The sequence below is a fragment of the Cupriavidus sp. LA-1 genome (genome assembly GCF_055385985.1).
This window is the reverse complement of record NZ_AP031387.1, coordinates 3877916-3899908: the sequence shown is the minus strand read 5'-3', so window position 1 is coordinate 3899908 and position 21993 is coordinate 3877916. Positions and strand designations below refer to the sequence as shown.

The window sequence follows — 21993 nt, the reverse complement described above, 5'->3', positions numbered from 1 at the left end:
GCGAGGGTGACACGCACGCCACAGGAGCGCAAGACCGGCACGCAATCCTGCAGCGCGCCGCCGGAAAAGTTTCAGCGCAGGTGCGACAGCGGCAGCGGGCCGTCGCATTTGATCGCCGTCAGCACAATATTCGAACGCACGCTTTCCACGCCGGGCACGCGCATCAGCCGCTTCATGGTGAATTCGGCCAGCGTGGGCAGGTCCGGCACCACCACGCGGATCAGGTAGTCGGCCTCGCCGGCCACCGAATAGCACTCCTGCACCTCTTCCAGCAGCAGGATTTCTTCACGGAAGCGCTCGATGATGGTGTCGGCATGGTGGGCCAGCTTGACGCTGATAAACACCATCACGCCAAGGCCCAGCGCCTGCGAGGACAGGTTGACGCGGTAGCCGGTGATGACGCCGTCGGCTTCCAGCCGCGCCAGCCGGCGCCCCACCTGGCTGGGCGACAGGTGCACGCGCTCGGCCAGCTGCTGGTGGGTGGTGCGGCCGTCGGCCTGCAGCGCGGCCAGCAGGGCCAGGTCATAGGGGTCGAGGGAGACGCTTTGGGCAGCCATACACAAATCCCGCATTTCTTGATCGGATGATGCGAATTATATGCACGATCATTTTGAAACAGGCGGATTATGCGGCCAGATTGCGCCATCCGACGCCTAAACTACGCAGTAAATCCGCATTCACGCTGCCGCCGATGCAGCAAGCACGCATTCAGGAGACGCGCACCCATGTCCATCGCAACGGCCACCGAAGCCCCCGGCGCCTTCCAGGGCACCCTGACCGACAAGCTCAAGGAACAGTTCGACGCCGGCCTGCTGTCCGGCCAGGAACTGCGCCCGGACTTCACCATCGCCCAGCCGGTGCACCGCTACACCAGCACCGACCACGCCATCTGGCGCAAGCTGTACGAGCGCCAGGCCTCGATGCTGCAGGGCCGCGTCAGCGACGAATTCCTGCAAGGCCTGGCCACGCTGGGCATGGAAAAGGACCGCGTCCCCGATTTCGACCAGCTCAACGAGACCCTGATGCGCGCCACCGGCTGGCAAGTCGTGGCCGTGCCCGGCCTGGTGCCGGACCAGGTGTTCTTCGAGCACCTGGCCAACCGCCGCTTCCCGGCCAGCTGGTGGATGCGCAAGCCCGAGCAGCTGGACTACCTGCAGGAACCGGACTGCTTCCACGATGTGTTCGGCCACGTACCGCTCCTGATCAACCCCGTCTTCGCCGACTACATGGAAGCCTACGGCAAGGGCGGCCTGAAGGCGGCCGGCCTGGGCGCGCTGGAGATGCTGTCGCGGCTGTACTGGTACACGGTTGAATTCGGCCTGATCCGCACCCCGCAAGGGCTGCGCATCTACGGCGCGGGCATTTTGTCGAGCCAGGGCGAGTCGATCTACAGCCTGGATTCGGCCAGCCCCAACCGGATCGGCTTCGATGTGCGCCGCATCATGCGCACGCGCTACCGCATCGACACCTTCCAGAAGACCTACTTCGTGATCGACAGCTTCGAACAGCTGTTTGACGCCACCCGGCCGGACTTCGCGCCGCTGTACGAAGAACTGCGCGCGCAGCCCACGCTGGGCGCGGGCGACGTGGCCCCGGGCGACCAGGTGCTCAATGTCGGCAACCGCGAAGGCTGGGCCGATACCGACGACATCTGATCCGGCGCCCACCTGCAAACCCGGGGCGTCCTGCCCCGCTTCCCGCTTTGTGAAACAATGCCGGCATGCCCGCCGCCTCGGCGCGGGCGGGCCGGCTGTCCGCATTTTGCGACCTACGTTTTTCCCCAAGATTCAGATCGAGCCCATCATGACCCCTCTTTCCCCGCAAGCCCGTGCCACGCTGCTCGCCGACCTGCCCGGCTGGACCACCGTCCCAGACCGCGACGCGATCTTCAAGCGCTTCACCTTCCACGACTTCAACGCCGCCTTCGGCTTCATGACGCGCGTGGCGATCCAGGCCGAGAAGGCCGACCACCACCCGGAATGGTTCAATGTCTACAACCGGGTCGACATCACGCTGTCCACGCACGATGCCAACGGCCTGACGCAGCGCGACATCGACCTGGCCCACTTCATCGAGCGCGCCGCCGACGCGGTGACGGACTGAGCGCGGCCGCGGCGGCGTCCGGACCGGGGCGGCCAGGCATTCCGGCTGTAGGCAATCCGTAAGGAACCCGGGGCCTGCGCCTAGTACAATCTGCGGCAGGCCCGCACCTCCTGTGTGCGCCAAGAGGCCTTCCCCCGAGCCATGCCCAACGTCCTACCCGAGCTGCCGCCATGCGTATCCTGCTGATCGAGGACGACCGCCAGATTGCCAGCGGCGTCGAAGCCGGCCTGTCCCGCGCCGGCCACCAGGTGCGCGTCGTCCATGACGGCGTCTATGCCACCGAACACCTGCTGCGCGAGCAGCACGACCTGGTCATCCTCGACCTGGGCCTGCCCGGCATCGACGGCATGACCCTGCTGGCGCGCTACCGCGCCCGCAACCGCACCACCCCGGTCATCATCCTGACTGCGCGCGACGAGCTCGAAGACAAGCTCTCCGGCCTGAACGCCGGCGCCGACGACTACCTGATCAAACCCTTCGCCCTGCCCGAACTGGAGGCGCGCGTGCGCGTGCTTCTGCGCCGCAGCCAGCATGGCGAGGCCGCGCCCGAGCGCGACGTGCGCCTGGGGCGCCTGCGGCTGTCGGGCAACGACCGCCGCATGTTTATCGACGCCCGCCCGCTGGAACTGTCGCCGCGCGAGTTCGCGGTGCTGGAGCTGCTGCTGCAGCGCCAGGGCCGCGTGGTCAGCAAGGCACAGCTGCAGGACCACCTGGCCACCTTTGCCCACCCCGCCGGCGAGGGCGGCGACACCGTCGGCGACACCGCGATCGAGGTCTACGTGCACCGCGTGCGCAAGAAGCTGGAAGACAGCGATGTCGAGATCGTCACCGTGCGCGGCTTCGGCTACCTGCTGCAGATGCGCGCCGGCAAATGAAGCCCCCGCTGCCCTCGCGACTCCCGGCCTAGGCCATGTGGCCCAGATCCCGCAACGCCCGCTCCGATTCAGCCACGGCTGATCCCCCCGGCGGCGGCAAGGCTGCGCCCGGCAGCGAAGCTGCCGCGTCCGCCCCGCGCCAGGCCACCCGGCCCGGCCTCAACCTCAGCCTGCGCGTGCACCTGCTGCGCGCGCTGGCCACGCCGCTGTTTGCGCTGGTGCTGACCAGCGGCTCGCTGTCGTACTGGCTGGCGGCGCACTACACCACGCAGGTGTTCGACCGCGCGCTGTATGGCGTGGCCAACAGCATCGCCCAGCAGATCCGCATCGCGGGCCCGCGCCTGGAGCACGACATCCCGATGATCGCGCAGACCCTGGTCGAGGCCGAGGGCAATGACCGCATCTACTGGCGCATCCACGGTCCCGACGGGCTGATCGGCGGCATGGACACCTGGCTGGGCTACGGCACCGGCCAGACCACGCTGCACGACGCGCGCCTGTTCTACGCCTGGTTCAGCGGCCGCCAGGTACGCGCGGTGCGGCTGCCGGTGATGCTGCCCAGCATCGCGGTGGATGAACTCGGCACCAGCGAAGCCGGCAAGCCGGCGCGCGGACCCATCGTGGTGGAGGTGGCCGAACTGCTGGACCGGCGCGAGACCGCCGCCAACGAGATCCTGCTGTCGGTATCGGTGCCGCTGATCCTGCTGCTGCTGGTCGGCAGCCTGATCCTGTCGCATGTGCTCAAGGAAGAGCTGGTGCCGCTGCAGATCCTGGCCGACAAGCTCAACCGGCAGACTGCGCGCTCGCTTGCCGCCCTGGATGAAACCCAGGTGCCGGCCGAGGTGGCACCGCTGATCCGCGGCCTGAATGCGCTGCTGGCGCGGCTGCGCGACGCGCTCGACGCCCAGCGCAAGTTCATTGCCGACGCGGCGCACCAGCTGCGCACGCCGCTGACCGCGGTCAAGCTGCATGCCGACCGGGCACAGGAAGCCGATTCGCTGGAAGTCGCCCGGCACGCGCTGCGCGAGGTCCAGACCGCCGCCGACCGCGCGGTGCGGCTCTCCAACCAGCTGCTGTCGCTGGCACGCGCCGAGCCGGGGCTGTCGCTGGAGCGTCTCGGGCCGGTGGAGCACTTCGACCTCGCCGAGCTGGCCTTCGAGACCGGGGCCGAGTGGGTGCCGCAGGCGCTGGCGCGCCGCATCGACCTGGGCTTCGAGATCCTGCCCGGCCCCACCTTCACCGGCAGCGCGCCCGCGGTGGTGCGCGGCAACCGGCTGCTGATGCGTGAAGCCCTGTCCAACCTGATCGACAATGCGGTGAAGTACGTGCCCGCGGGCGGGCGCATCACGGTGCGCGCCGGCGGCGAGGCCATGGGCCACCGCGGCATGGCGGTGGTGATGGTGGAAGACAACGGCCCCGGCATCGCGCCGCAGCGGCGCGAAGAAGTGTTCAAGCGCTTCTTCCGCGGCGACCGTGCGCCCGAGCCGGGCGGCGGCCGCGCGGACCAACCCGCCGGCGCCGGCCTGGGTCTGGCCATCGTGCATGAGATCATCACCCTGCACCAGGGCACCATCCACATCGAGGATGTGCCGCAGGTACCGGCTGCGGCCGGCGTGGCACCAGCCACCGACGCCGCGCCCGAGCGGCGGCCGACCATGCGCTTCGTGATCCGGATCCCCTGCGAACCGGCGGGATCGGTGGCCTGAACCCGCCGCGGCGCGCTGGCCTGGCAGGGCCGGCAGCGCCTTACTTGTCCTTCTTTTTCTTTTCCTTCGGCGCCAGCATGGTGCCGCGGCATTGCGGGCTGCCGCAGCGGCACTCGAATTCCTTCTTCAGCTTGGCGGTATAGCGCGCATCGATCACCAGGCCGTAGTCGTAGAACAGTTCCTCGCCCTGGGCGATATCGCGCAGCGCGTGGATAAACACCCGGCCCTTCTTCTCGTGCGCCTCGCAGTTGGGCTCGCAGGCGTGGTTGATCCAGCGCGCGCGGTTGCCGCCGTACTTGGCGTCGATCACGCTGCCGTCGTCCAGGCTGAAGTAGAAGGTGTGGTTGGGGTCGCTGGGATCGTGCGGGTGGCGCTCCAGCGCCTTCTTCCACGAAATGTGCTCGCCCTTGTACTCGATCACGCGTTCGCCTTCGGCGATCGGGGCGATGGCATAGACACCCTTGCCGTGCACGCCCGACTGACGCACCTCGATCCGGTCGCTCGCCGTCTTCTTCCTGCCCTCGCCTGCTGCCTTGCGCTTTGCCTTGTCCGCCATTTGCCTTTCCGTGCTCGTCGCCTGTTGTGCCTGGGTGGCCGGTGCCGGACGCCCCGGCGCGATCGGGGATGATACCGGGGCGGCTGCTGCACGTATACGTGACAACCGCTTCCGGCGGCGACCGCATCGACCCGATCCAGCCGCAAACCGGACGTATACGTTGCCACGCCGCCGCCACACCGGTTACTCGGCCCACCGATCTTTTTTTCCGTTTACCCAACCAGACCGCCGCGTCCGTTTACCTCCCCGCATGTGGATAACCCGGCCCCGATCTGTGGAAAAGCACGCGGATTGGATGTGGGCTGCCTGGGGCTGGCATGGGGATGCCTCAGGCATAAGTCGGAGGGGGTCCGGGACCCGCTTCATCCATCGGGCTGAGTCATCCACCTCGGCCAACACTGGATACAAGCACTTCTGGTTTACGTAAACCGTTGAGCCGAAAGACGTTTACAGGGTTTTCCACAGCGGAGGCGGTCGTTTACCTACTACTACTATTTGTATACATGAAAGAAAAAGGTAAACCGAAAGAACAAGCCAGCGCAGCGGCCCATCCGAATGGCGGCAGGCGTATACGGCAGGATTGCGAGAGACTTTGTGATTTGACCTGGCTGGCGGCGCGCGTATACCCGGCGGGCGTATACGGCGAGGCGGCAAAACTGGAGGGATCTGCGTATACGCCCAACCTTCAGCCTGCGGGAGAGAACCGTAAACCGGCTCGAACCCGCACCATGCATGAGCTGAATAGCCAGGCAGGAGGATCCGGGTGCCGACCCGGGAACATGCACCATAGTGCAGTTATCGATAAGGAGGCTTGCAAGGAGCCTTCTGGCAGTTTTGGCGGGCGCTGGCTGTCATGCCCTGTCTGCGTGTCTGCGGGCGCTCAGGAGCCCTGTGAGGACCTCTGGCGAGGCCTGGCGCGATCCGCATGCCCGACAGCGCGCCACGACACCCTGATGCTTCTTGTGCAGCCATAGCCCGTTTTCGTCACCCGAGGGCCTGCGTGCCGACGCTGCCTGACCGCGTCGATTTGCCGCGAAGCACGGCCTGGCGCGGGCTTGCGGAAACTGTCCGGTAACAATCTGTTCCCGGTGCGCCTTGTCCGACACGGTATCATGTGGCCCGCGGCGTCTTTGCCGGAGCGGTGCCAGCCTGGCCGCGCGGCATGCGGACGCCTGTGTTTTATCAACTCGATACGGAGTGAAGCATGACGAAAACCGAACTGATCGACGCTATCGCAGCCGGCGTGGACGGTCTGACCAAGGCCAAGGCGGAACAGGCACTGAACGTGACCCTGTCGGCCATCATGGACGCCGTGGCCAAGGGCGATACGCTCAGCCTCATCGGCTTTGGCACGTTCAGCAAGGGCGAGCGTGGCGAGCGCATGGCGCGCAACCCGCGTACCGGCGAAGAAATCAAGGTCGAAGCCGCCAAGACCGTGAAGTTCAAGGCTGGCCAGAAGTTCAAGGACGCTGTCAACCAGTGAGCCTGACGGGCTGCACTGCAGAGCCCGGAGTAGCCTGACCCCGCCATGCCGCCGCCCCGGTGCCCGAGGGCGCAGGCGCGCGCCAGGCGGGGGACGTTATCCACAGTCGTGATCTGAATATTCTGCAGTACCCGCCGCATCGCCATATCCACACCCTGGCGATGGCGCGCGAAGTCTTCCAACTGGCGTCCAGCCGTGGCCGCGACAGGCCGCACCCGGCGCCATGCCACGTGGGGCCAACATGTTTGCCCGTCCGCTGCGCCGTAGATTTCCACAGCGTTATGCACAGCGCTTTCCACAGCCGATTCCACAGCTTTCTCCACAGGCGCCAGGCCCCCTGCGTGCCGCCTGCGCGGCAGCGGCGCTGGCCCTGCTGAGCGCCTGCACCACGATCAGCGAGCCAGTGCGGCCGCAGGCGCGCGCGCTGCCCGACACGGAACGGCCGGTGACGCGCCCGGGCGCCACGCCGCGCGAGCGCATCGTCGAGATCGCCACCCAGGAATGGACCCGCTGGGGCGGGCAGGTGGTGCGGCTGGGCCGGGACGACACGTCCTGCGTGACCTACAGTCCGGCGCCCGCGCCGGAGTTGCCGCCGGCATTGCCCGAGACGCCAGGGGCCGAATCAGCGTCGCCCGCGGAAGCGGGAGCGCCCAGGGCAGCCACCACCGACACCGAGTCCAAATCCAACGGCAATCCCCCGCCCGCGGCCAGTTGCCTGTCGTTCCCGGATGGCACCGGCATGGAAGCCACCCCGCTGGGCTGCACGCTGGCGCGCCGCTACTGGGGCATCGTCGGCGAAACGCCGACTTGCCGGCAGGTCACGCAGGGCTCCTGGGCGTGGTCGGCGGTGTTTATTTCGTGGGTGTTGCGCAAGGCGGGACTGGACGAGCGCCAGTTCCTGACCGGACAGTCGCATTCGATGTACGTGGTCGACGCCCGCGACGGCATCCTGCCCAGGCCCGCCTTCCGCATCGAGCCGGTCCCCGCCATGCCCCGTCCCGGCGACATCATCTGCGCCGGCCGCGGGCGCGACCGCTATCTCGAGGACATCGCCGAAATCGGCTTCGGCACGACGCCCATGCATTGCGACATCGTGGTGGCCGTGGATCCCGCCGCTCGCGTGGTACGCGCCATCGGCGGCAATGTCCAGCAGTCGGTGTCGATGGAGGAAATCGAGCTGGGAGATTCCGGCCAGCTCGACGGCGTCACCAATTCGCATATGCCGTGGTTGCTGGTGATGCGGAACGAGCTGCAGTAACGCGTTATCGATGTTATTTATCGACCGGTTGTATTTTTATTTGTTTCGATAATTCGCGCGAATAGTATTCCGCTCAGTCGAACAGTTCCAGCTGCGCCGTATCCCGGTCGCTCGTCCCAACCCCCACCCCCAGCAGCCGTACCGGCAAGCCCCGGCGCGCATGGCCCTCGGCCAGCAGGCGCGCGTAGACGGCGCGGTCCGGTGCATGGCCGCGGCATTCCACCGTGGTCTGGCGGAAGTCCGCGAAGCGCAGCTTCACGGTCAGCTTGTCGATGGTGTCGTGCGCCTGCGCGCGGTCGATGCGGGCCTCGAGCATGGCGACGAGCGGTTCCAGCTCCGCCAGGCAGGCCTTCAGGTCGGGCAGGTCGTCGGCATAGGTCTCTTCCACGCTGATCGACTTGCGCTCGCGTTCGGGCGTGACTTCGCGTTCGTCCACGCCGCGGCACAGCTTGTAGAGGCGCGCACCGAAAACGCCGAACTCGCGGTGCAGCCGGTCGGGCGACCATGGCCGCAGGTCGCCGCAGGTCTCGGCCCCCAGCCGGCGCAGCTTGGCGGCGGTGACCTTGCCCACGCCGTGAATGCGCTCCACCGGCAGCGCGGCGACAAAGGCATCGACCGCCGCCGGCCTGACCACGAACAGCCCGTCGGGCTTGTTCCAGTCGCTGGCGATCTTGGCGACGAACTTGCTGGGGCCCACGCCGGCCGACACCGTCACGCCCACTTCCTCGCGCACGCGCTGGCGGATCTCCTCGGCGATGCGGGTGGCGCTGCCGGCGTGGCGCGTGCACAGGCTCACGTCCAGGTAGGCCTCGTCCAGCGAAAGCGGCTCGACCAGCCCGGTGTATTCGCGGTAGATCGCAAAGATCCGGCGCGAGACCTCGCGGTACTTGTCCATCGACGGGCGCACGATCAGCAGTTCCGGGCAGCGCTTGAGCGCCTGCGCCGACGCCATCGCCGACCTTACGCCGAAGGCGCGTGCCTCATAGTTGCAGGTGGCAATGACCCCGCGCCGGTCGGGCGCGCCGCCCACGGCCATCGGGCGGCCGCGCAGCGACGGGTCGTCGCGCATCTCGACCGAGGCGTAGAAGCAGTCGCAATCGCAATGGATGATCTTGCGCTGGACCGCGGGCGTGGCTTCAGGCGGGGCGGACATGGTGGCCAGGCACCGGATCGGTTATCCGTTAATAATCATTGGCGCTATGAATGATCTGGCTTCAATTATTGGTCGATTCATTGATCGCCTGGATGATTGTGGGCTTCTGTCGTGTACTCATCCACAATCCTTCCGCCGCATACAGGGCCAGCGACAGCCAGATCAGCGCATAGCCAGCCTGCTTCTGTGCCGGGAACGGCTCATTCCACAGCCACACGCCCAGCAGCAGCTGCAGCGTCGGCCCGGTGTACTGCAGCAGGCCCAGCAGCGACAGCGGAATGCGCCGTGCGCCGGCCGCGAAGAACAGCAGCGGCACCGCCGTCACCGGCCCCGCCAGCAGCAGCAGCCACTGCGTACCCGGTGCTGCGTGGGTGAAGCTGTCCTGGCCGGTGGCGAACAGCCAGGCCAGCGCCGCGGCGGCCAGCGGGAACAGCAGCAGCGTCTCCAGCGACAGCCCTTCCAGCGCGCCCAGCGCGCCGGTCTTGCGCAGCAGGCCATAGCCGCCGAAGCTGGCCGCCAGCCCCAGCGCGATCCACGGCAACTGGCCCGCCGCCACCGTCAGCCAGGCCACGCCGGCCGCGGCCACCGCGATCGACAGCCATTGCAGCGGACGCAGCCGCTCATGCAGGAACACCACGCCCAGCAGCACGCTGAACAGCGGGTTAATAAAGTAGCCCAGGCTGGCGTCGACCACGCGGTTGGCCGATACCGCCCAGATATAGAGGAACCAGTTCGCGCACAGCAGCGCCGCGCTGGCGGCGAACGACAGCAGCAGGCGCCGGTCCTTGAGCACCTTGCCCAGCCACGCCCACTGGCGCCGCCACGCCAGGATCAGGCCCAGGAATACCAGCGACCACACCATCCGGTGCAGCAGGATTTCCACCGGCGCGATGCCGGGCAGCGATTTGATGTAGAGCGGGAGCAGCCCCCAGATGACGTAGGCCATGAGGGCGTAGATGATGCCGAGTTGCATAGGGTTTTCCGGTAGATGCCGGCGATTCTACCGGTGCCGCGCGATCCCCGCCCGGCGCGGGCGCTGGCGCCGCCGCCAGCAAAAAACCCCATGCTCCCGAAGGAACATGGGGTTTGCGGCAGCGCCAGGGCCGTGCCCGGCTTACAGCTTGCGCGCGTAGCTGAACTGGGCGAAGGCCTGCTCGGCCACGTTGAACCAGGCGGCCTCGTTATTGCGGAACACGCGCCAGTCGTCATAGATCTTCTTGAACGACGGGTTCTTGGCGGTTTCGTCGGCGTAGGCTTCCTGGGTCGCCTTGAAGCAGGCTTCCATGATCTCTTTCGAGAACGGGCGCAGCTTGACGCCGTTTTCCAGCAGGCGCGCCAGCGCCTGCGGGTTGACCGTGTCGTACTTGGCCATCATGTTGGTGTGCGCCTCGATGGTGGCGGTTTCCAGCGCGCGCTTGTACAGCGCCGGCAGCTTCTCGTACTCGGTGGCCGAGGCGTAGAAGGACAGCTGTGCGCTGCCTTCCCACCAGCCCGGGTAGTAGTAGTACGGTGCCACCTTGTAGAAGCCCAGCTTCTCGTCATCGTAGGGGCCCACCCACTCGGCCGCATCGATGGTGCCTTTTTCCAGCGCAGGGTAGATGTCGCCGCCGGCAATCTGCTGCGGCACCACGCCCAGGCGCGACAGCACCACGCCGGCAAACCCGGCGATACGGTACTTCAGGCCCTGCAGGTCGGCCACGGTCTTGATTTCTTTGCGGAACCAGCCGCCCATCTGCGCGTTGGTGTTTCCGCCCAGGAAGTTGACGACGTTGTATTCCTTGAAGAACTCGCGCATCAGCTTCATGCCGTTGCCCTGCAGCATCCAGGCGTTCTGCTGGCGCGCGGTCAGGCCGAACGGGATGGTGGTGTCGAAGCACAGCGTCGGGTTCTTGCCGAAGTAGTAGTAGCCGGCGGTGTGGCCGATCTGCACGGTGTTGTTCTGCACCGCGTCCAGCACCTGCAGGCCCGGCACGATTTCACCGGCGGCAAAGACCTTGATATTGAACTTGCCGTCGGTCAGTTCCTTGACGCGGGCGGACAGCATTTCAGCGCCGCCGAAGATGGTGTCGAGCGACTTGGGGAAGCTCGAGGCCAGGCGCCATTCCACGGCGGGGTTGCTGCCCACCACGGCCGGTGCGGCCGGGCCGCTGGCGGCGGCAGGCGCTGCCTTTTCTTCACCCTTGCCGCACGCGGCCAGGGCTCCGGTGGCAGCCACGGCCGACGCTTTCAACAGAAAGGAACGACGTTCCATCTCCACTTCTCCTCTTATAGATTCTGATTCGGATGCGGGCCCGCGGCTTGCATGATGCCGCGCGCCGGACCGTGACGCACCGGCCGCCGTGGTACGGCAGCCTGCGCAGCGCTGTGCCTGTTGCGACCGGGCACGGCGGCGGGCCCTGCATGCCGGGCGCCGGACGCGAGCCACGGCGAAGGGCTGTCTTACCCGAAAGACAAGCTAGCCGATTATAGCGGTGGCCCTTTCGCCACGGGGCCCCGCGCAAGTGCGGGTTTTCGCTAGTCGCATGCGCCATCTCCTGGGTTTTTTCGCATTGTGAGACGGTGCACGGTGCGATGGATTTTGTAACCCGGCTTGCGGTCAAATGGGTCGGCTGATAAAAAACAGTCCCGCTTCCGGAGCCCTTGCCTGCTCCGGTTATTGTCGTTGCTTGCCTGAATTGCTGTACGAATTGCCACCCGCCTCCCGTCGAATCCCCGCCATGCCGCCTGGCCCGAGCGCTTGCGCCGGACGCGGCCTGCCCCTGCGCCGCCTCGGCTTTGCCGTGCTGGCCGCGTGGGGGCTGGCGGCGTGCGCGCAGACCGGTGCGTTGCCCGCGGGTCAGGCCAGCGCCACCCTGCAGCCGCCCCGTATCGAGCCGCTGCCGGCGGTGCCGGCGACGGTCTCGGCGGTAGCAGCGCCAGCACCGGCCCGGCCGGACGCCGGGGCAAGCGCAACCCCGGATGACCCGCTTGCTGCCCTGATCGCGGGCGATGCGGCGCCCGCGGCCAGCGTCACCGTACCCGCGCCGGCGCAACCGCCGTCCGAGGCGGCAAGCGTTGCCGCGACGGCGACTGCGGCCGACCCGAATTTCGTCGGCCCGCCCGTACCGCCCGCCGCCCCGCCGCCGCCGCCCCTGGTGCTGTTCCCGCCGCGGCTTGGCGAATTCCAGGCCCAGGCGCCCGCGGACGGCGCTTCGGCCAATGCCGATACGCCGCCAGAGGCGCCCCCGGTGCTGCGCTCGCAGCTGCCCGCCGACGACCCCGCCGGCGAGTCGGTCTGGCGCCTCAGCTATAGCGGCCGCGCCGCGGCCGAAGAGCGCCCCGCCACCACGCGCGCCTGCCCCGGCGGCGCGCTTTCCACCGGCATCGGCAGCGGCCTGGCCTGCCGCAGCGCGGGCGAGGTCAAGATCCGCGAATCGGTGCTCGACCTGGACGGCGGCGCGCAGGTGATGCTGATCGCGCAGGCGCGCGGCACCGACGCCACCACCGTCAATGGCCGCCCCGCGGCGATCGACCCCTATGCGCTGGTGCCGCAGTTCTATACCGCCGTCAGCGGCCTGGCCGTGCTCGACGGCGCCACCATGTGGGCCGGCCGGCGCGACAACGCGCCCTTCCTGATGTCGTCCGGCCTGCTGCCGCCGAATTCCACGGCGATGCGCTTCGGCGTCGACAATGCCAGGGTGATCGGCGATATCGGCCTGAACTACCAGTACACGGCGCGCGCCGACCAGAACGGCCAGAACCTGCCCAGCTATCACTCGCTGCGCACCGCGCCGATCAACACCAACGAGCAGGGCTCCGTCCAGCTCGGCTTCACGCGCGTGGAAGCGCAGTCGATGGTGCAGGATACCGGCGGCGCGTGGTGGGCGTCGGCCTTGCATGAGCAGAAAGGCGTGCTGTTCGGCACCAACCGGCTGGGCGTGCAGTTCGGCTCGGGGTCGCGCAATGCCATGACCGGCTATACCGGCATGGGGCCGGGGCTGTCGCGCACGCGCCTGGCGGAGTCGATCGAATGGAAGGGCCGTTCAGGGCTGGGCGGCGCGGTGGAGCAAAGCCTGCAGTTCGACCGTTCGCCGGTCGGCATGCTGCAGTGGACCACCACGCGCCTGCGCCCCGCCTATATCGCGAGCGACCAGTTCCGCCTGAACTTCGAGGTCTCGCACGACCAGATCTCATCCGGCTTCGGCGTCGGCGGCCAGCGCACTGCGCTGACCGTGGCGCCCACGCTGACACTGGGCAAGTCGGCCGGCAACGCCAACCTGCGCGCCTTCTATACCTACAGCCGCGCCAGCGACGTGGACGGCATCGGCTACACCGCGCCGGCCGATGCGTGGGCCTCGCAGGCGAGCGGGTCGGTCTTCGGCGTGCAGCTTAATCGGCGCTGGTAGTTGCGTTGGCAGGCACGCTGGCGGGGGCGGCGCGCCGGCCGGGCTGCGGCGGTACGGCAGCTGCCGCAGGTGCCGGCTTGGGGCACAGCCAGTGGAACAGCAGCGTGGCCGCCAGGCCGCCGCAGATCTGCGCCAGCACGAAGCCCGGCACGTCCTGCGGCCGGATCCCGGTAAAGGTATCGGTCAGCGCGCAGGCGATGGTCAGCGCCGGGTTGGCAAACGAGGTCGACGACGTGAACCAGTACCCCGCGGTGATATAGCCCGCCACCACGAACGGCACCAGTTGCGGGCGGCTGCGCAGCGTACCGATGCCCACCCCGATCAGGCCGAAGGTGGCCACGCACTCGCTCCACCACATCGCCGCGCCGGTGCGGCTCTGTGCCGACCAGGCCAGCGCCGGCTCGCCGAACATCGCATGCGCGGCCAGCACGCCGCAGACCCCGCCCGCCACCTGCACCAGCCCATAGCGCAGCGCATCGCGCGGCGACAACGCGCCCTGCACCAGCGCCGACAGGCTCACCACCGGGTTGAAATGCCCGCCCGAGACCGGGCCCAGCGACACCAGCAAGGCCACCAGCCCGGCTCCCGTCGCCAGCGAATTGGCCAGCAGCGCCAGCGCGGTGTCGCCGGCGGCGAGGCGCTCGGCCCGGATGCCCGAGCCGACCACGATCGCCACCAGCAGCGCCGTGCCGAGTCCTTCCGCCACCAGGCGACGCGCCAGCGTACTCATCGCTGCGCTGCGCCGGCGCGGCGCTGTGGCGAACGGACGTGGCAGGGATGCGGCCGCAGGGGCGCGGCAAAGACGGCAGGGAGAACGTGCAGCGGCAAGATGGACAACGTCGCCTGAGACGACGCCTCGAACGGTGGCATGTCAGTGCCATTGGCATGGCAAGACCGGTGCGCAAAGGGGTGCGCGCGGTCGCGACAGTGTTCCGTCCTGGCCTGGGCGCGTCAATGCGCGGCGGCGTTGTTGTGTGCTGACGCTGGGTTTCGAATCGCGCGCAAGGCAGGCGTGGCCGAGGCCGATGGCGACACTACGGCAGCGCCCTCGGATCGCCAGATCCGTTTCAGGATCACAGTGGGGGTGGCGGAGTCGACGGGCTGCACACGGACATGCCCAAGTCTGCCTGATAACGGTGAACTTCAGCGCAGCAGGAAGGCAATATCCTCGACCGCGATCTGCGCGACCGGAATGCCCTTGCGGCGCTGGAACAGGATGTGCTGCTGCACGCGGCTGCGCTGCTCGGTGAATACCGCCGGATCGATCGGCGTGCCCAGTCGCATGTAGTGCTGCACCAGCAGCTTGTAGGCGCGGTGGCGCACCTGCATGGCCTCGGTCTCGGCGCGCAGCCGCTTGATCTCGGCTGGGCTGCGGTCGATGGCCTGGTGCAGTTCTTCCACCGTGCGCGCATGCAGCTCGCGGTAGACATCGCGCTCGGCTTCCATCTGGTGCAGTTCGTCGCGCAGGGCGCGGATCTTGTTCTGCAGCTTCAGCGTCTGCGACACCGCCTGCTGCACCCGCCCCGCCGCCCCCAGCGCCTGGCTGGCCGCGGCCACGGTGCTCTTCCACAAGCCGCGCTCGCCGCCCGCCGTCTGCGGCGGCCAGCGCTCGTCCGTCCCGATCAATGTATCCATCAAAAGACCCCCCGGAAAGAAAGTGTCAGCCCCGGGCCGGATGTCCGCGTTGTGGGTGCGGCTTGGCCGGCTCGGCCCGCCCTGCCTGGCGGCAGCACGTCAGGGCATCGTAGAGAGACATGGGCCGGCTGCCAAGTAGAAGATATTTACTTCTGGGTTGGGTGTTGCGCGTTGCGCAAAACATCGGTCCAGGGCAGTCAGCGACCGGGCAGCATGCGATGCGACTTTACGTAGGCACGCAGCACATCGTTGATGCGCGTCTGCCATCCGTCGCCGGTAGCCTTGAAGGCCTCTACGACGTCGCGGTCGCAGCGCATGTTCAGCGTGACTTTGCGCTGGTCTTCCGGCAATGCCGGGCGGCCGCGGGGCCGCAGTAGTGCCTGCGCTGCTTTCTCTCCAACCAGCCTGGGCAGCGCTTCCCGCGCGGGCCGCATGCGCGCCAGTTCGGCGTCGGTCAGCGGCGGGTTGTCCGGGTCTGCCTGGGCAGCGCGCGTCAGTGCCTTGTCCTCGGCATCAGTCGGGATATGGATCCTGCGTTTCGTCGACATACTTCAATACCTCGCGGCGGTTGGCTTTGTGCAGGCTGATGACGCGCATCGTCTCGCCTCGCATGGTGTAGACCATCACAAACACACGGTTGCCGATCAGCCCGGTGGCGACCACGCGCCCTTCACCGTATGCAAAGCGCAGATCATCCCGGATCAGCGCACCATCCATTTCGAATGCTTCGGCCAATGCCAGCGGTACGCCATGCTTGATCTGGTTGGCCAGATCCTTGACCGGATCGAATACAAGCGGCATCGATTTATTGTATGGGCGTTAAATTGGCAAGGCAAGGAATATGTGCCTAGACGGAAATTGCCTCGTGCCAGTCGGAGCAGGCAACGTCCGGCCACTGGCGGGGCAAGGCCTCAAGATGTGCCCGCACGCGTCGGGGAAACTTGATCTCGATCACTCGTGCCGGGATGTTCGGGGAAGTGCGACGTAAGCGGGATGGAAGTGTGTCGCCGGTGCTGCGACAGCGCGGGAGGCATGGCGGGCACGAGTGGAAATCTGCGCCCCAATGCAAAAAGCCCGGCTGCAAGAGCCGGGCTTTTCTTATTCTGGTGGCCTGGGACGGAATCGAACCGCCGACACAAGGATTTTCAATCCTCTGCTCTACCGACTGAGCTACCGGGCCAAAGAAGCGAAACTATAACTGGACTTTTTCGGCCAGTCAAGAGTCATGTGCGTCACTGCTTCATTGTTCGGCCGGCTCGGGCTTGTTGCGGCCCAGTTCGACGCCGAGCTGCTTGAGCTTGCGGTACAGGTGGGTACGCTCCAGCCCGGTCTTCTCGGCCACGCGGGTCATGCTGCCGTGCTCGCGCAGCAGGTGGTATTCGAAATAGGCGCGCTCGAACAGGTCGCGGGCTTCGCGCAGCGGCATGTCGAAGGAGAACTGCATCTCGGCCTCGGGCACGCGCGCGGGGCTGCCGTTGGGGGCGGCCTCGGCGGTGGTCTCGGGCGCGGCGGCGGTGCCGGGGTCGGCCGACGGTGCCGTGGCGAGCACGGCGGCGGCGTTGCTGCGCGGGCGTTCGATGCCGCGGGCCAGGCCCTGCTCCACCGCGGACAGCAGCTTCTGCAGCGCGATCGGCTTTTCCAGGAAATTGAGCGCGCCGATCTTGGTCGCCTCGACCGCGGTGTCGATGGTTGCGTGGCCCGACATCATGATGACGGGCATCGTCAGCTGTCCCTGTGCGGACCACTCCTTGAGCAGGGTCACGCCATCGGTATCGGGCATCCAGATATCGAGCAGCACGAGGTCGGGCGTGCCCGCCACGCGGTATTCGCGCGCCTGTTGCGCGTTCTCCGCGAGTTCGACCACATGGCCTTCGTCGCTGAGGATCTCCGAGAGCAGCTCCCGGATTCCCATTTCGTCGTCGACTACGAGGATGGTTGCCATACTTCCCCTCTTAACCCCACCGCAGCGTTCCGGGACCGGACGCCATTGTTGACTAAGTCAGTTTAACGAACAGGATCGAGATCTGTGCACCGACGATCTCCGCACCTTCCATGCGATTGCGCAATTCGATGCGCGCGCCGTGTTCGTCAATGATCTTCTTTACCATCGCGAGCCCCAGACCCGTGCCCTTGGCTTTCGTGGTCACGTAGGGCTCGAACGCACGGCTCAGGATTCTTGGTGCAAAACCGGGACCATTGTCCGCAATGGTGAGTTTGACGGCCTGCCGGTTTTCGCCGGCAGAATCTTTGTATTCTACAGTCTCGGTGTGCAGAGTGATATGGGGCGCGGCCCTACCGGCCGCGACGTTCTCAGCGGCGGCGTCCTGCGCATTCTGCAGCAGGTTGTGGATGACCTGGCGCAGCTGCGTCGGATCGCCCTTGATCTCGGGCAGCGCGGCGCCCAGCGTCGGATGGATCACCGGGTGCTCGTGCACAGCGGGGTCGTCAATGCCATACAGGTGCAGCACCTCCGCCACCAGGCTGTTGAGCTGCAGCGATTGCAGCACCGCGGGCGGCGTGCGCGCGTAGTCGCGGAAGTCATCGACCATGCGCTTCATCGCGGCCACCTGGTTGACGATGGTGGCAGCGCCGCGCTTGAGCACATCGGCATCGGTGCCTTCAAGCTTGGGCGAGAGCTTCATCTGCAGGCGCTCGGCCGAGAGCTGGATCGGCGTGAGCGGGTTCTTGATCTCGTGCGCAAGGCGCCGTGCCACCTCGCCCCACGCGACCGAGCGTTGAGCGGAAATCACATCGGAGATATCGTCGAAGACGATCACATAGCCGGGTTCGTCGCGCTCGCCGCCGGGCAGGCGCGCGCCGCGCACCAGCAGCGTGAGCGGCTGTTCCTCGCCCTGCGGCAGTTCGATCTGCTTCTGCCAGTGCTCGGCGCCGCCCAGCACCTCGCTGGTGTTCTGGTCCGAGAAGGCCTGGCGCACGATCTCGCCGAACGGCCCCATGCCAGGGATCTGTTCCACTGGCAGGCCCATCACCGCGCCGAACGGCTGGCGGAAAATGCGCTCCGCGCCGGGGTTGGCGGTGATCAGCAGGAAGCGGCGGTCGAACACCAGCACGCCGGCGGTCAGGTTCTGCAGCACGCTTTCCAGGTAGGCCTTCGATTGCTCCAGCGCGGTGCGGTTCTCTTCCACCGCCAGGCGCGCCTCGGCCAGCTGGCGCGTCATCTGGTTGAACTGCTGCGTGAGCATGCCCAGTTCGTCGCGGCTCTTCAGTTCGCGCTTGGGCGAGAGGTCGCCCTCGGCCACTTCCTTGGTCCCCTGCAGCAGCATCAGCAGCGGCCGCGCCAGCTGCCCGCCCAGCAGCAGGGCCAGCATCACCGCGATGAACACGGCCAGGAACAGCGTCAGCGTCAGCGTGCCGATATACATCTTGCGCAGGCCGGTGCGGCCCAGCGCCTTCTCCTGGTATTCCTGGTATGCGCGCTGGACCTCGTCGGCGTTGCGCGCAAGCACGGCCGGCACGGGGTTCAGCACCTGCAGGTAGCGCTCTTCGCGCATGGTCTCGCCGACCAGGCCGAAGCCACTTGACGGCGAGTCTTCCGGGCGTCGTTCCACGGACAGGCCGGAGCCGGCCCAGCGTGGCTTGGTCAGTGCGCGCGCTGTGCTGGTGCCGGCCGCACCATCCTGCGCCGAGGCAGGCGTCGATCCCAGCGGAATGATCACGCGCAGCCGGTACAGGTGGCTGCTGTCGACACGTTCGGGGTCCGGGCTGCCGTCGCCCGATGGGTCCGTGCCGCCCTCCACTGCCGCGTAGCCGCCGGCCAGGCGTGCCTGTTCGGCCAGCACGCCGGAAGGCAGGTCCGGCACCAGCGACGCATAGTTGCTGGACGCCGTGGCCAGCACGCGGCCGCTGCCGGTGAAGATGGCGGCTTCCTGCACGCCGTATTGCTCGCGCAGCCGGTTCAGCTGCAGCGAGGTGGCCACGCCGGAGGCGCCGGCAAGCTGCTCGGACATCAGGCGCGCTTTGCTCTGCAGGTCGGCGAGCGAGCTGTCGATGGTGGAGCGGCCCAGGTTCAGGCCGGCTTCGAGCGCGGTTTCCACGCGCACGTCGAACCAGGACTCGATGCTGCGCGAAACGAACTGCAGCGACACCAGGTAGATCAGCACGCCGGGCAGCACACCGACCACGCCGAAGAACACGGCGAGCTTGGTCATCAGCCGCGTGCCGAACTTGCCGCGGCGGTAGCGCAGCCACAGCGTCAGCGCCAGCGCGCCCACGATCAGCACCAGCAGGGCGCCGATCACCAGGTTCACCTTGAACAGCAGCGTGAAATAGCGATCGAAGAATTCGGTGTTGGCCGAGGCGCCGGCCAGCAGGCCCACCAGCACCAGCGCCAGGAAGACGATGATCCCGGCCACGACGCGGTACAGCACGCGCCGGAACCGGCTGTCCCACAGCGAGTTGTTCATGGCTGGCTCGATGCGGGCTGCACCAGCAGTGCGGGCGACAGCCCGTACGACACCGTCTGCATGGTCAGGCCGCGCTGGTCAACGGCCGCGCCAGGCGCCGACGCAGGCGCGGGTACGGCGGGCGAGGCCGGCAGTGCCGGCGATGCGGGCGCAGGGAGTGGCGCGGATGGCGGCGGTGGCGCAGGCGGCGCGCTCAGGTCCGCCGGCACCGTATAGACAAAGCGCCGCCAGTCCGAGGCCAGGTTCCATTCGCGCGTATTGACCGCGTTGATCTGGAACGGCTTGGGCAGTTGCGACAGGTCCAGCCGCATGCGCACTTCGGCGTGGTAGCTCTCGCCCGGCCTGACCGCGTTGCGCTCGAATACGCGCCAGCCGCGCACGCGCTGGATAAACTGCAGCGCGCTCTTCAGGCGCGTGAACGGCAGCTGCAGGCCGCCGGTGGAGACACGGTACTGGCGGGTCAGCGGCTGGTACGACAGGCGCACGCTGCGGCTGGTGTTGACCGGTTTGTCGTCGAACCAGTACCAGCGCGAGCGCGAGAGCTGGAAGTCGACCGCGAAATAGAGGGAGATGCCCTTGTGCAACGCGTCTTCCAGCACGGGCGGCAGGTCGAAGTCAAAGCTGGCGGCAAGTTCGAAGCCGCCGTCCTGGTACTCGATATGGGCTTCGGTGGCCTCGATGACCTGTGCGCGCGCGGCGGGGGGCAGCCACAGCGCCGCAGCGAGCGCCAGCACCAGTGCGAGCGACCAGCGCGCCAGCAGGCTGTGCGTGTCCGCGATGGTGTCCACCAGGGTGGACACCTGGGTGCCCACGCTTGTATCTCCATTCACGCGGAAGTCTGACAGGCGCGGCGTGCTCAGCATCGGAACAGATCAGGCGCGTTTCTGGAAGCGGGCGTAGAAGAAGCCATCGTGATCCGATGGCAGGCTGGTGCCGCTGGTGCCGGCAAGGGCGTCCTTGTCACCATCTGCGCCGGCGGCTTGCATGGCATGGGTGCCGGGCAGCAACTGCCCCGGCGCCTCCAATCGTATCGCATCTGCCAGCTGTGCACCAAACCAGCGCGCCTGCTCCTCCCCTTCCGTTGGGAAAATAGAACAGGTGACATAGACCAGGATGCCGCCCGGCTTGAGCAGCGGCCACAGCTGCGAGACGATGCGGCGCTGCTCGGTGAGGAGCTTGGCGATGTCGGTCTCGCGGCGCAGCCAGCGGATATCCGGGTGGCGCCGCACGATGCCCGAGGCCGAGCACGGCACGTCGGCCAGGATGCGGTCGAAGGGCTGGCCGTCCCACCAGTCGGCGGGCCGGCTGGCATCGCCGACCACGATCCTGGCTTCCTTGCCCAGGCGCGCCAGGTTTTCGCCGATGCGGGTGGCGCGCTGCGGGTCGCTTTCCACTGCGGTGACGTCGATATCGGCCAGCTCCAGCAGGTGCCCGGTCTTGCCGCCGGGGGCCGCGCAGGCATCGAGCACGCGCATGCCGTCGGCCACCTCGAGCAGCGGCGCGGCCAGCTGCGCGCCGGCGTCCTGCACTGACACCACGCCTTCGGCAAAGCCCGGCAGCTGCGTCACCGGCACCGCGCGCACCAGGCGCACGGCCTGCGGGCCAACCACGTGGCCGGCCAGGCCGGCGTTGGCGAGGTCGGTCTGGTACTGCTGCACGGAAACGCGCGCGGTGTTCACGCGCACGGTCATCGGCGGGCGCACGTTGGCGCTCGCGGCCAGCGCCATCCATTGGTCAGGGTAGGCCTCGCGCAGCATCTGCAGCCACCACGGCGGCAGGTTCCAGCGTGCCTGCTCGTCGCGGTTGACGTCGGCCAGCAGTGCCTTGCGTTCGCGCAGGAATCGGCGCAGCACCGCGTTGACCAGGCCGCGCGCGTGCGCAGTCTTGGGTTCGGAGGCGGCGGCGCTGACGGCCTGGTCAACCACCGTGAAGGTGCTGTAGCCCGGGCGGCCGGCGTCGGCATCCTGGCGCGCCTTGTCCGCGCCGTCGTGCCGGTCGCGCGGGCCCGGCGCGTGTTCCAGCAACAGCGCCAGCGCCACGGCCAGCAGCGAATCGACCTGCGCGCCCGGCGGGCGCGTGACCAGCCTGGTCACCAGCGCGCGCGCGGTGCCGAACTGGCGCATGGTGCGGTAGGCGATGTCCTGCAGCGCGCCGCGCGTGGCGGCATCGCGCACGCGGTCCAGCCGCAGTTGCGCGGCGGCGTCCTCGATCGCCTGCGGCAAGGCGGTGCCTTCGCTGACGGCGCGCACCGCGGTGGCGGCACCAAGCATCTGGAAGGCAAGCGAATCGGGAGGCAGGCGCATATCGGTCAGGCGGCGGATCAGGCAGCGGAAAAATGGTGAATCGGCGCAAAACGGCAGGCGGTCCGGGCAAGCCCATAAGAAAAAGCCCGCCGGTCCGTGCGGAACAGCGGGC

20 protein-coding genes and 1 tRNA gene are annotated in these 21993 nt (G+C 67.7%); 7 read left to right on the top strand and 14 right to left on the bottom strand.

Features of this window, described 5'->3' with window-relative positions; translation table 11 throughout:
- Nucleotides 1-71: 71 nt before the first annotated feature.
- On the bottom strand, nucleotides 72-557 hold the full coding sequence (locus ACZ5MJ_RS18250; protein WP_432258702.1) for an Lrp/AsnC family transcriptional regulator: 486 nt from the start codon (nucleotides 555-557) through the stop codon (nucleotides 72-74).
- Between the two features lie 168 nt (nucleotides 558-725).
- Between ACZ5MJ_RS18250 and phhA the strand changes: the two genes are divergently transcribed.
- The 4 genes from phhA to ACZ5MJ_RS18230 all read left to right on the top strand — a co-directional run bounded on the left by phhA (nucleotide 726) and on the right by ACZ5MJ_RS18230 (nucleotide 4684).
- Nucleotides 726-1655: a phenylalanine 4-monooxygenase gene (gene phhA, locus ACZ5MJ_RS18245; RefSeq protein WP_464221256.1), complete on the top strand. Its 930-nt coding sequence runs from the start codon at nucleotides 726-728 to the stop codon at nucleotides 1653-1655.
- 148 nt (nucleotides 1656-1803) lie between these two features.
- Entirely contained in the window at nucleotides 1804-2103 is a 300-nt protein-coding gene (locus ACZ5MJ_RS18240; protein ID WP_010811305.1) for a 4a-hydroxytetrahydrobiopterin dehydratase, read from the top strand.
- Nucleotides 2104-2273: 170 nt separating this feature from the next.
- Nucleotides 2274-2978: a response regulator transcription factor gene (locus ACZ5MJ_RS18235; protein ID WP_432258705.1), complete on the top strand. Its 705-nt coding sequence runs from the start codon at nucleotides 2274-2276 to the stop codon at nucleotides 2976-2978.
- Between the two features lie 35 nt (nucleotides 2979-3013).
- On the top strand, nucleotides 3014-4684 hold the full coding sequence (locus tag ACZ5MJ_RS18230; protein WP_464221255.1) for a sensor histidine kinase N-terminal domain-containing protein: 1671 nt from the start codon (nucleotides 3014-3016) through the stop codon (nucleotides 4682-4684).
- 40 nt (nucleotides 4685-4724) lie between these two features.
- Here the strand turns inward: ACZ5MJ_RS18230 and ACZ5MJ_RS18225 are convergent, their stop codons facing one another.
- Nucleotides 4725-5240 carry an SET domain-containing protein gene (locus ACZ5MJ_RS18225; protein WP_464221253.1) on the bottom strand — a complete coding sequence of 172 codons (516 nt, stop codon included), beginning with the start codon at nucleotides 5238-5240 and terminating at the stop codon, nucleotides 4725-4727.
- Nucleotides 5241-6444: 1204 nt separating this feature from the next.
- Here ACZ5MJ_RS18225 and ACZ5MJ_RS18220 point away from each other — a divergent pair.
- Together ACZ5MJ_RS18220 and ACZ5MJ_RS18215 are read left to right on the top strand one after the other, a co-directional pair.
- On the top strand, nucleotides 6445-6723 hold the full coding sequence (locus tag ACZ5MJ_RS18220; RefSeq protein ID WP_012354324.1) for an HU family DNA-binding protein: 279 nt from the start codon (nucleotides 6445-6447) through the stop codon (nucleotides 6721-6723).
- A 241-nt stretch (nucleotides 6724-6964) separates the two neighbouring features.
- Nucleotides 6965-7981 (top strand): DUF2272 domain-containing protein, encoded by a 1017-nt coding sequence (locus ACZ5MJ_RS18215; protein ID WP_464221249.1) that lies wholly within the window; start codon nucleotides 6965-6967, stop codon nucleotides 7979-7981.
- A gap of 73 nt (nucleotides 7982-8054) precedes the next feature.
- Here ACZ5MJ_RS18215 and dinB read toward each other — a convergent pair whose 3' ends face one another.
- The 3 genes from dinB to ACZ5MJ_RS18200 form a co-directional block, all read right to left on the bottom strand.
- Complete coding sequence (dinB, locus tag ACZ5MJ_RS18210; RefSeq protein ID WP_464221247.1) at nucleotides 8055-9134, bottom strand: DNA polymerase IV; 1080 nt, start codon at nucleotides 9132-9134, stop codon at nucleotides 8055-8057.
- A 61-nt stretch (nucleotides 9135-9195) separates the two neighbouring features.
- The gene (gene rarD, locus ACZ5MJ_RS18205; RefSeq protein WP_464221245.1) at nucleotides 9196-10107 is read right to left on the bottom strand and encodes an EamA family transporter RarD; all 912 of its coding nucleotides are present in this window, start codon (nucleotides 10105-10107) and stop codon (nucleotides 9196-9198) included.
- Nucleotides 10108-10248: 141 nt separating this feature from the next.
- Nucleotides 10249-11385 carry a TRAP transporter substrate-binding protein gene (locus tag ACZ5MJ_RS18200; RefSeq protein WP_464221244.1) on the bottom strand — a complete coding sequence of 379 codons (1137 nt, stop codon included), beginning with the start codon at nucleotides 11383-11385 and terminating at the stop codon, nucleotides 10249-10251.
- A gap of 466 nt (nucleotides 11386-11851) precedes the next feature.
- Here ACZ5MJ_RS18200 and ACZ5MJ_RS18195 point away from each other — a divergent pair, with 466 nt between their 5' ends.
- Nucleotides 11852-13519 (top strand): carbohydrate porin, encoded by a 1668-nt coding sequence (locus ACZ5MJ_RS18195; protein WP_464221243.1) that lies wholly within the window; start codon nucleotides 11852-11854, stop codon nucleotides 13517-13519.
- On the opposite strand, the gene ACZ5MJ_RS18190 is transcribed toward ACZ5MJ_RS18195, so the two are convergent.
- The 9 genes from ACZ5MJ_RS18190 to rsmB all read right to left on the bottom strand — a co-directional run bounded on the left by ACZ5MJ_RS18190 (nucleotide 13503) and on the right by rsmB (nucleotide 21881).
- Complete coding sequence (locus ACZ5MJ_RS18190) at nucleotides 13503-14249, bottom strand: aquaporin (protein WP_464221242.1); 747 nt, start codon at nucleotides 14247-14249, stop codon at nucleotides 13503-13505. The two genes, ACZ5MJ_RS18195 and ACZ5MJ_RS18190, sit on opposite strands and share 17 nt — an antisense overlap.
- 413 nt (nucleotides 14250-14662) lie before the next feature.
- Nucleotides 14663-15154, bottom strand: coding sequence for a hypothetical protein (locus ACZ5MJ_RS18185; RefSeq protein WP_464221241.1), 492 nt, complete (start codon nucleotides 15152-15154; stop codon nucleotides 14663-14665).
- A 197-nt stretch (nucleotides 15155-15351) separates the two neighbouring features.
- Entirely contained in the window at nucleotides 15352-15702 is a 351-nt protein-coding gene (locus ACZ5MJ_RS18180) for a BrnA antitoxin family protein (protein WP_464221239.1), read from the bottom strand.
- Nucleotides 15668-15955, bottom strand: coding sequence for a BrnT family toxin (locus tag ACZ5MJ_RS18175; protein ID WP_464221238.1), 288 nt, complete (start codon nucleotides 15953-15955; stop codon nucleotides 15668-15670). Before ACZ5MJ_RS18175 ends, ACZ5MJ_RS18180 begins: the two co-directional genes overlap by 35 nt.
- A gap of 303 nt (nucleotides 15956-16258) precedes the next feature.
- Nucleotides 16259-16334 (bottom strand) — tRNA-Phe (locus ACZ5MJ_RS18170).
- Nucleotides 16335-16394: 60 nt separating this feature from the next.
- On the bottom strand, nucleotides 16395-17096 hold the full coding sequence (locus tag ACZ5MJ_RS18165; RefSeq protein WP_464221237.1) for a response regulator: 702 nt from the start codon (nucleotides 17094-17096) through the stop codon (nucleotides 16395-16397).
- 52 nt (nucleotides 17097-17148) lie between these two features.
- Nucleotides 17149-19578, bottom strand: coding sequence for a sensor histidine kinase (locus ACZ5MJ_RS18160; RefSeq protein WP_464221235.1), 2430 nt, complete (start codon nucleotides 19576-19578; stop codon nucleotides 17149-17151).
- The gene (locus tag ACZ5MJ_RS18155) at nucleotides 19575-20441 is read right to left on the bottom strand and encodes a DUF4390 domain-containing protein (protein WP_464221234.1); all 867 of its coding nucleotides are present in this window, start codon (nucleotides 20439-20441) and stop codon (nucleotides 19575-19577) included. The genes ACZ5MJ_RS18160 and ACZ5MJ_RS18155 overlap by 4 nt, the downstream gene beginning before the upstream one ends.
- 9 nt (nucleotides 20442-20450) lie before the next feature.
- Nucleotides 20451-21881: a 16S rRNA (cytosine(967)-C(5))-methyltransferase RsmB gene (rsmB, locus tag ACZ5MJ_RS18150; RefSeq protein ID WP_464221232.1), complete on the bottom strand. Its 1431-nt coding sequence runs from the start codon at nucleotides 21879-21881 to the stop codon at nucleotides 20451-20453.
- Nucleotides 21882-21993 lie beyond the last annotated feature (112 nt).

Coding starts and splice junctions, on each gene's coding strand:
- ACZ5MJ_RS18250 (WP_432258702.1), bottom strand. CDS start 557: ATGGCTGCCCAAAGCGTCTCCCTCGACCCCTATGACCTGGCCCTGCTG.
- phhA (WP_464221256.1), top strand. CDS start 726: ATGTCCATCGCAACGGCCACCGAAGCCCCCGGCGCCTTCCAGGGCACC.
- ACZ5MJ_RS18240 (WP_010811305.1), top strand. CDS start 1,804: ATGACCCCTCTTTCCCCGCAAGCCCGTGCCACGCTGCTCGCCGACCTG.
- ACZ5MJ_RS18235 (WP_432258705.1), top strand. CDS start 2,274: ATGCGTATCCTGCTGATCGAGGACGACCGCCAGATTGCCAGCGGCGTC.
- ACZ5MJ_RS18230 (WP_464221255.1), top strand. CDS start 3,014: ATGTGGCCCAGATCCCGCAACGCCCGCTCCGATTCAGCCACGGCTGAT.
- ACZ5MJ_RS18225 (WP_464221253.1), bottom strand. CDS start 5,240: ATGGCGGACAAGGCAAAGCGCAAGGCAGCAGGCGAGGGCAGGAAGAAG.
- ACZ5MJ_RS18220 (WP_012354324.1), top strand. CDS start 6,445: ATGACGAAAACCGAACTGATCGACGCTATCGCAGCCGGCGTGGACGGT.
- ACZ5MJ_RS18215 (WP_464221249.1), top strand. CDS start 6,965: ATGTTTGCCCGTCCGCTGCGCCGTAGATTTCCACAGCGTTATGCACAG.
- dinB (WP_464221247.1), bottom strand. CDS start 9,134: ATGTCCGCCCCGCCTGAAGCCACGCCCGCGGTCCAGCGCAAGATCATC.
- rarD (WP_464221245.1), bottom strand. CDS start 10,107: ATGCAACTCGGCATCATCTACGCCCTCATGGCCTACGTCATCTGGGGG.
- ACZ5MJ_RS18200 (WP_464221244.1), bottom strand. CDS start 11,385: ATGGAACGTCGTTCCTTTCTGTTGAAAGCGTCGGCCGTGGCTGCCACC.
- ACZ5MJ_RS18195 (WP_464221243.1), top strand. CDS start 11,852: ATGCCGCCTGGCCCGAGCGCTTGCGCCGGACGCGGCCTGCCCCTGCGC.
- ACZ5MJ_RS18190 (WP_464221242.1), bottom strand. CDS start 14,249: ATGAGTACGCTGGCGCGTCGCCTGGTGGCGGAAGGACTCGGCACGGCG.
- ACZ5MJ_RS18185 (WP_464221241.1), bottom strand. CDS start 15,154: ATGGATACATTGATCGGGACGGACGAGCGCTGGCCGCCGCAGACGGCG.
- ACZ5MJ_RS18180 (WP_464221239.1), bottom strand. CDS start 15,702: ATGTCGACGAAACGCAGGATCCATATCCCGACTGATGCCGAGGACAAG.
- ACZ5MJ_RS18175 (WP_464221238.1), bottom strand. CDS start 15,955: ATGCCGCTTGTATTCGATCCGGTCAAGGATCTGGCCAACCAGATCAAG.
- ACZ5MJ_RS18165 (WP_464221237.1), bottom strand. CDS start 17,096: ATGGCAACCATCCTCGTAGTCGACGACGAAATGGGAATCCGGGAGCTG.
- ACZ5MJ_RS18160 (WP_464221235.1), bottom strand. CDS start 19,578: ATGAACAACTCGCTGTGGGACAGCCGGTTCCGGCGCGTGCTGTACCGC.
- ACZ5MJ_RS18155 (WP_464221234.1), bottom strand. CDS start 20,441: ATGCTGAGCACGCCGCGCCTGTCAGACTTCCGCGTGAATGGAGATACA.
- rsmB (WP_464221232.1), bottom strand. CDS start 21,881: ATGCGCCTGCCTCCCGATTCGCTTGCCTTCCAGATGCTTGGTGCCGCC.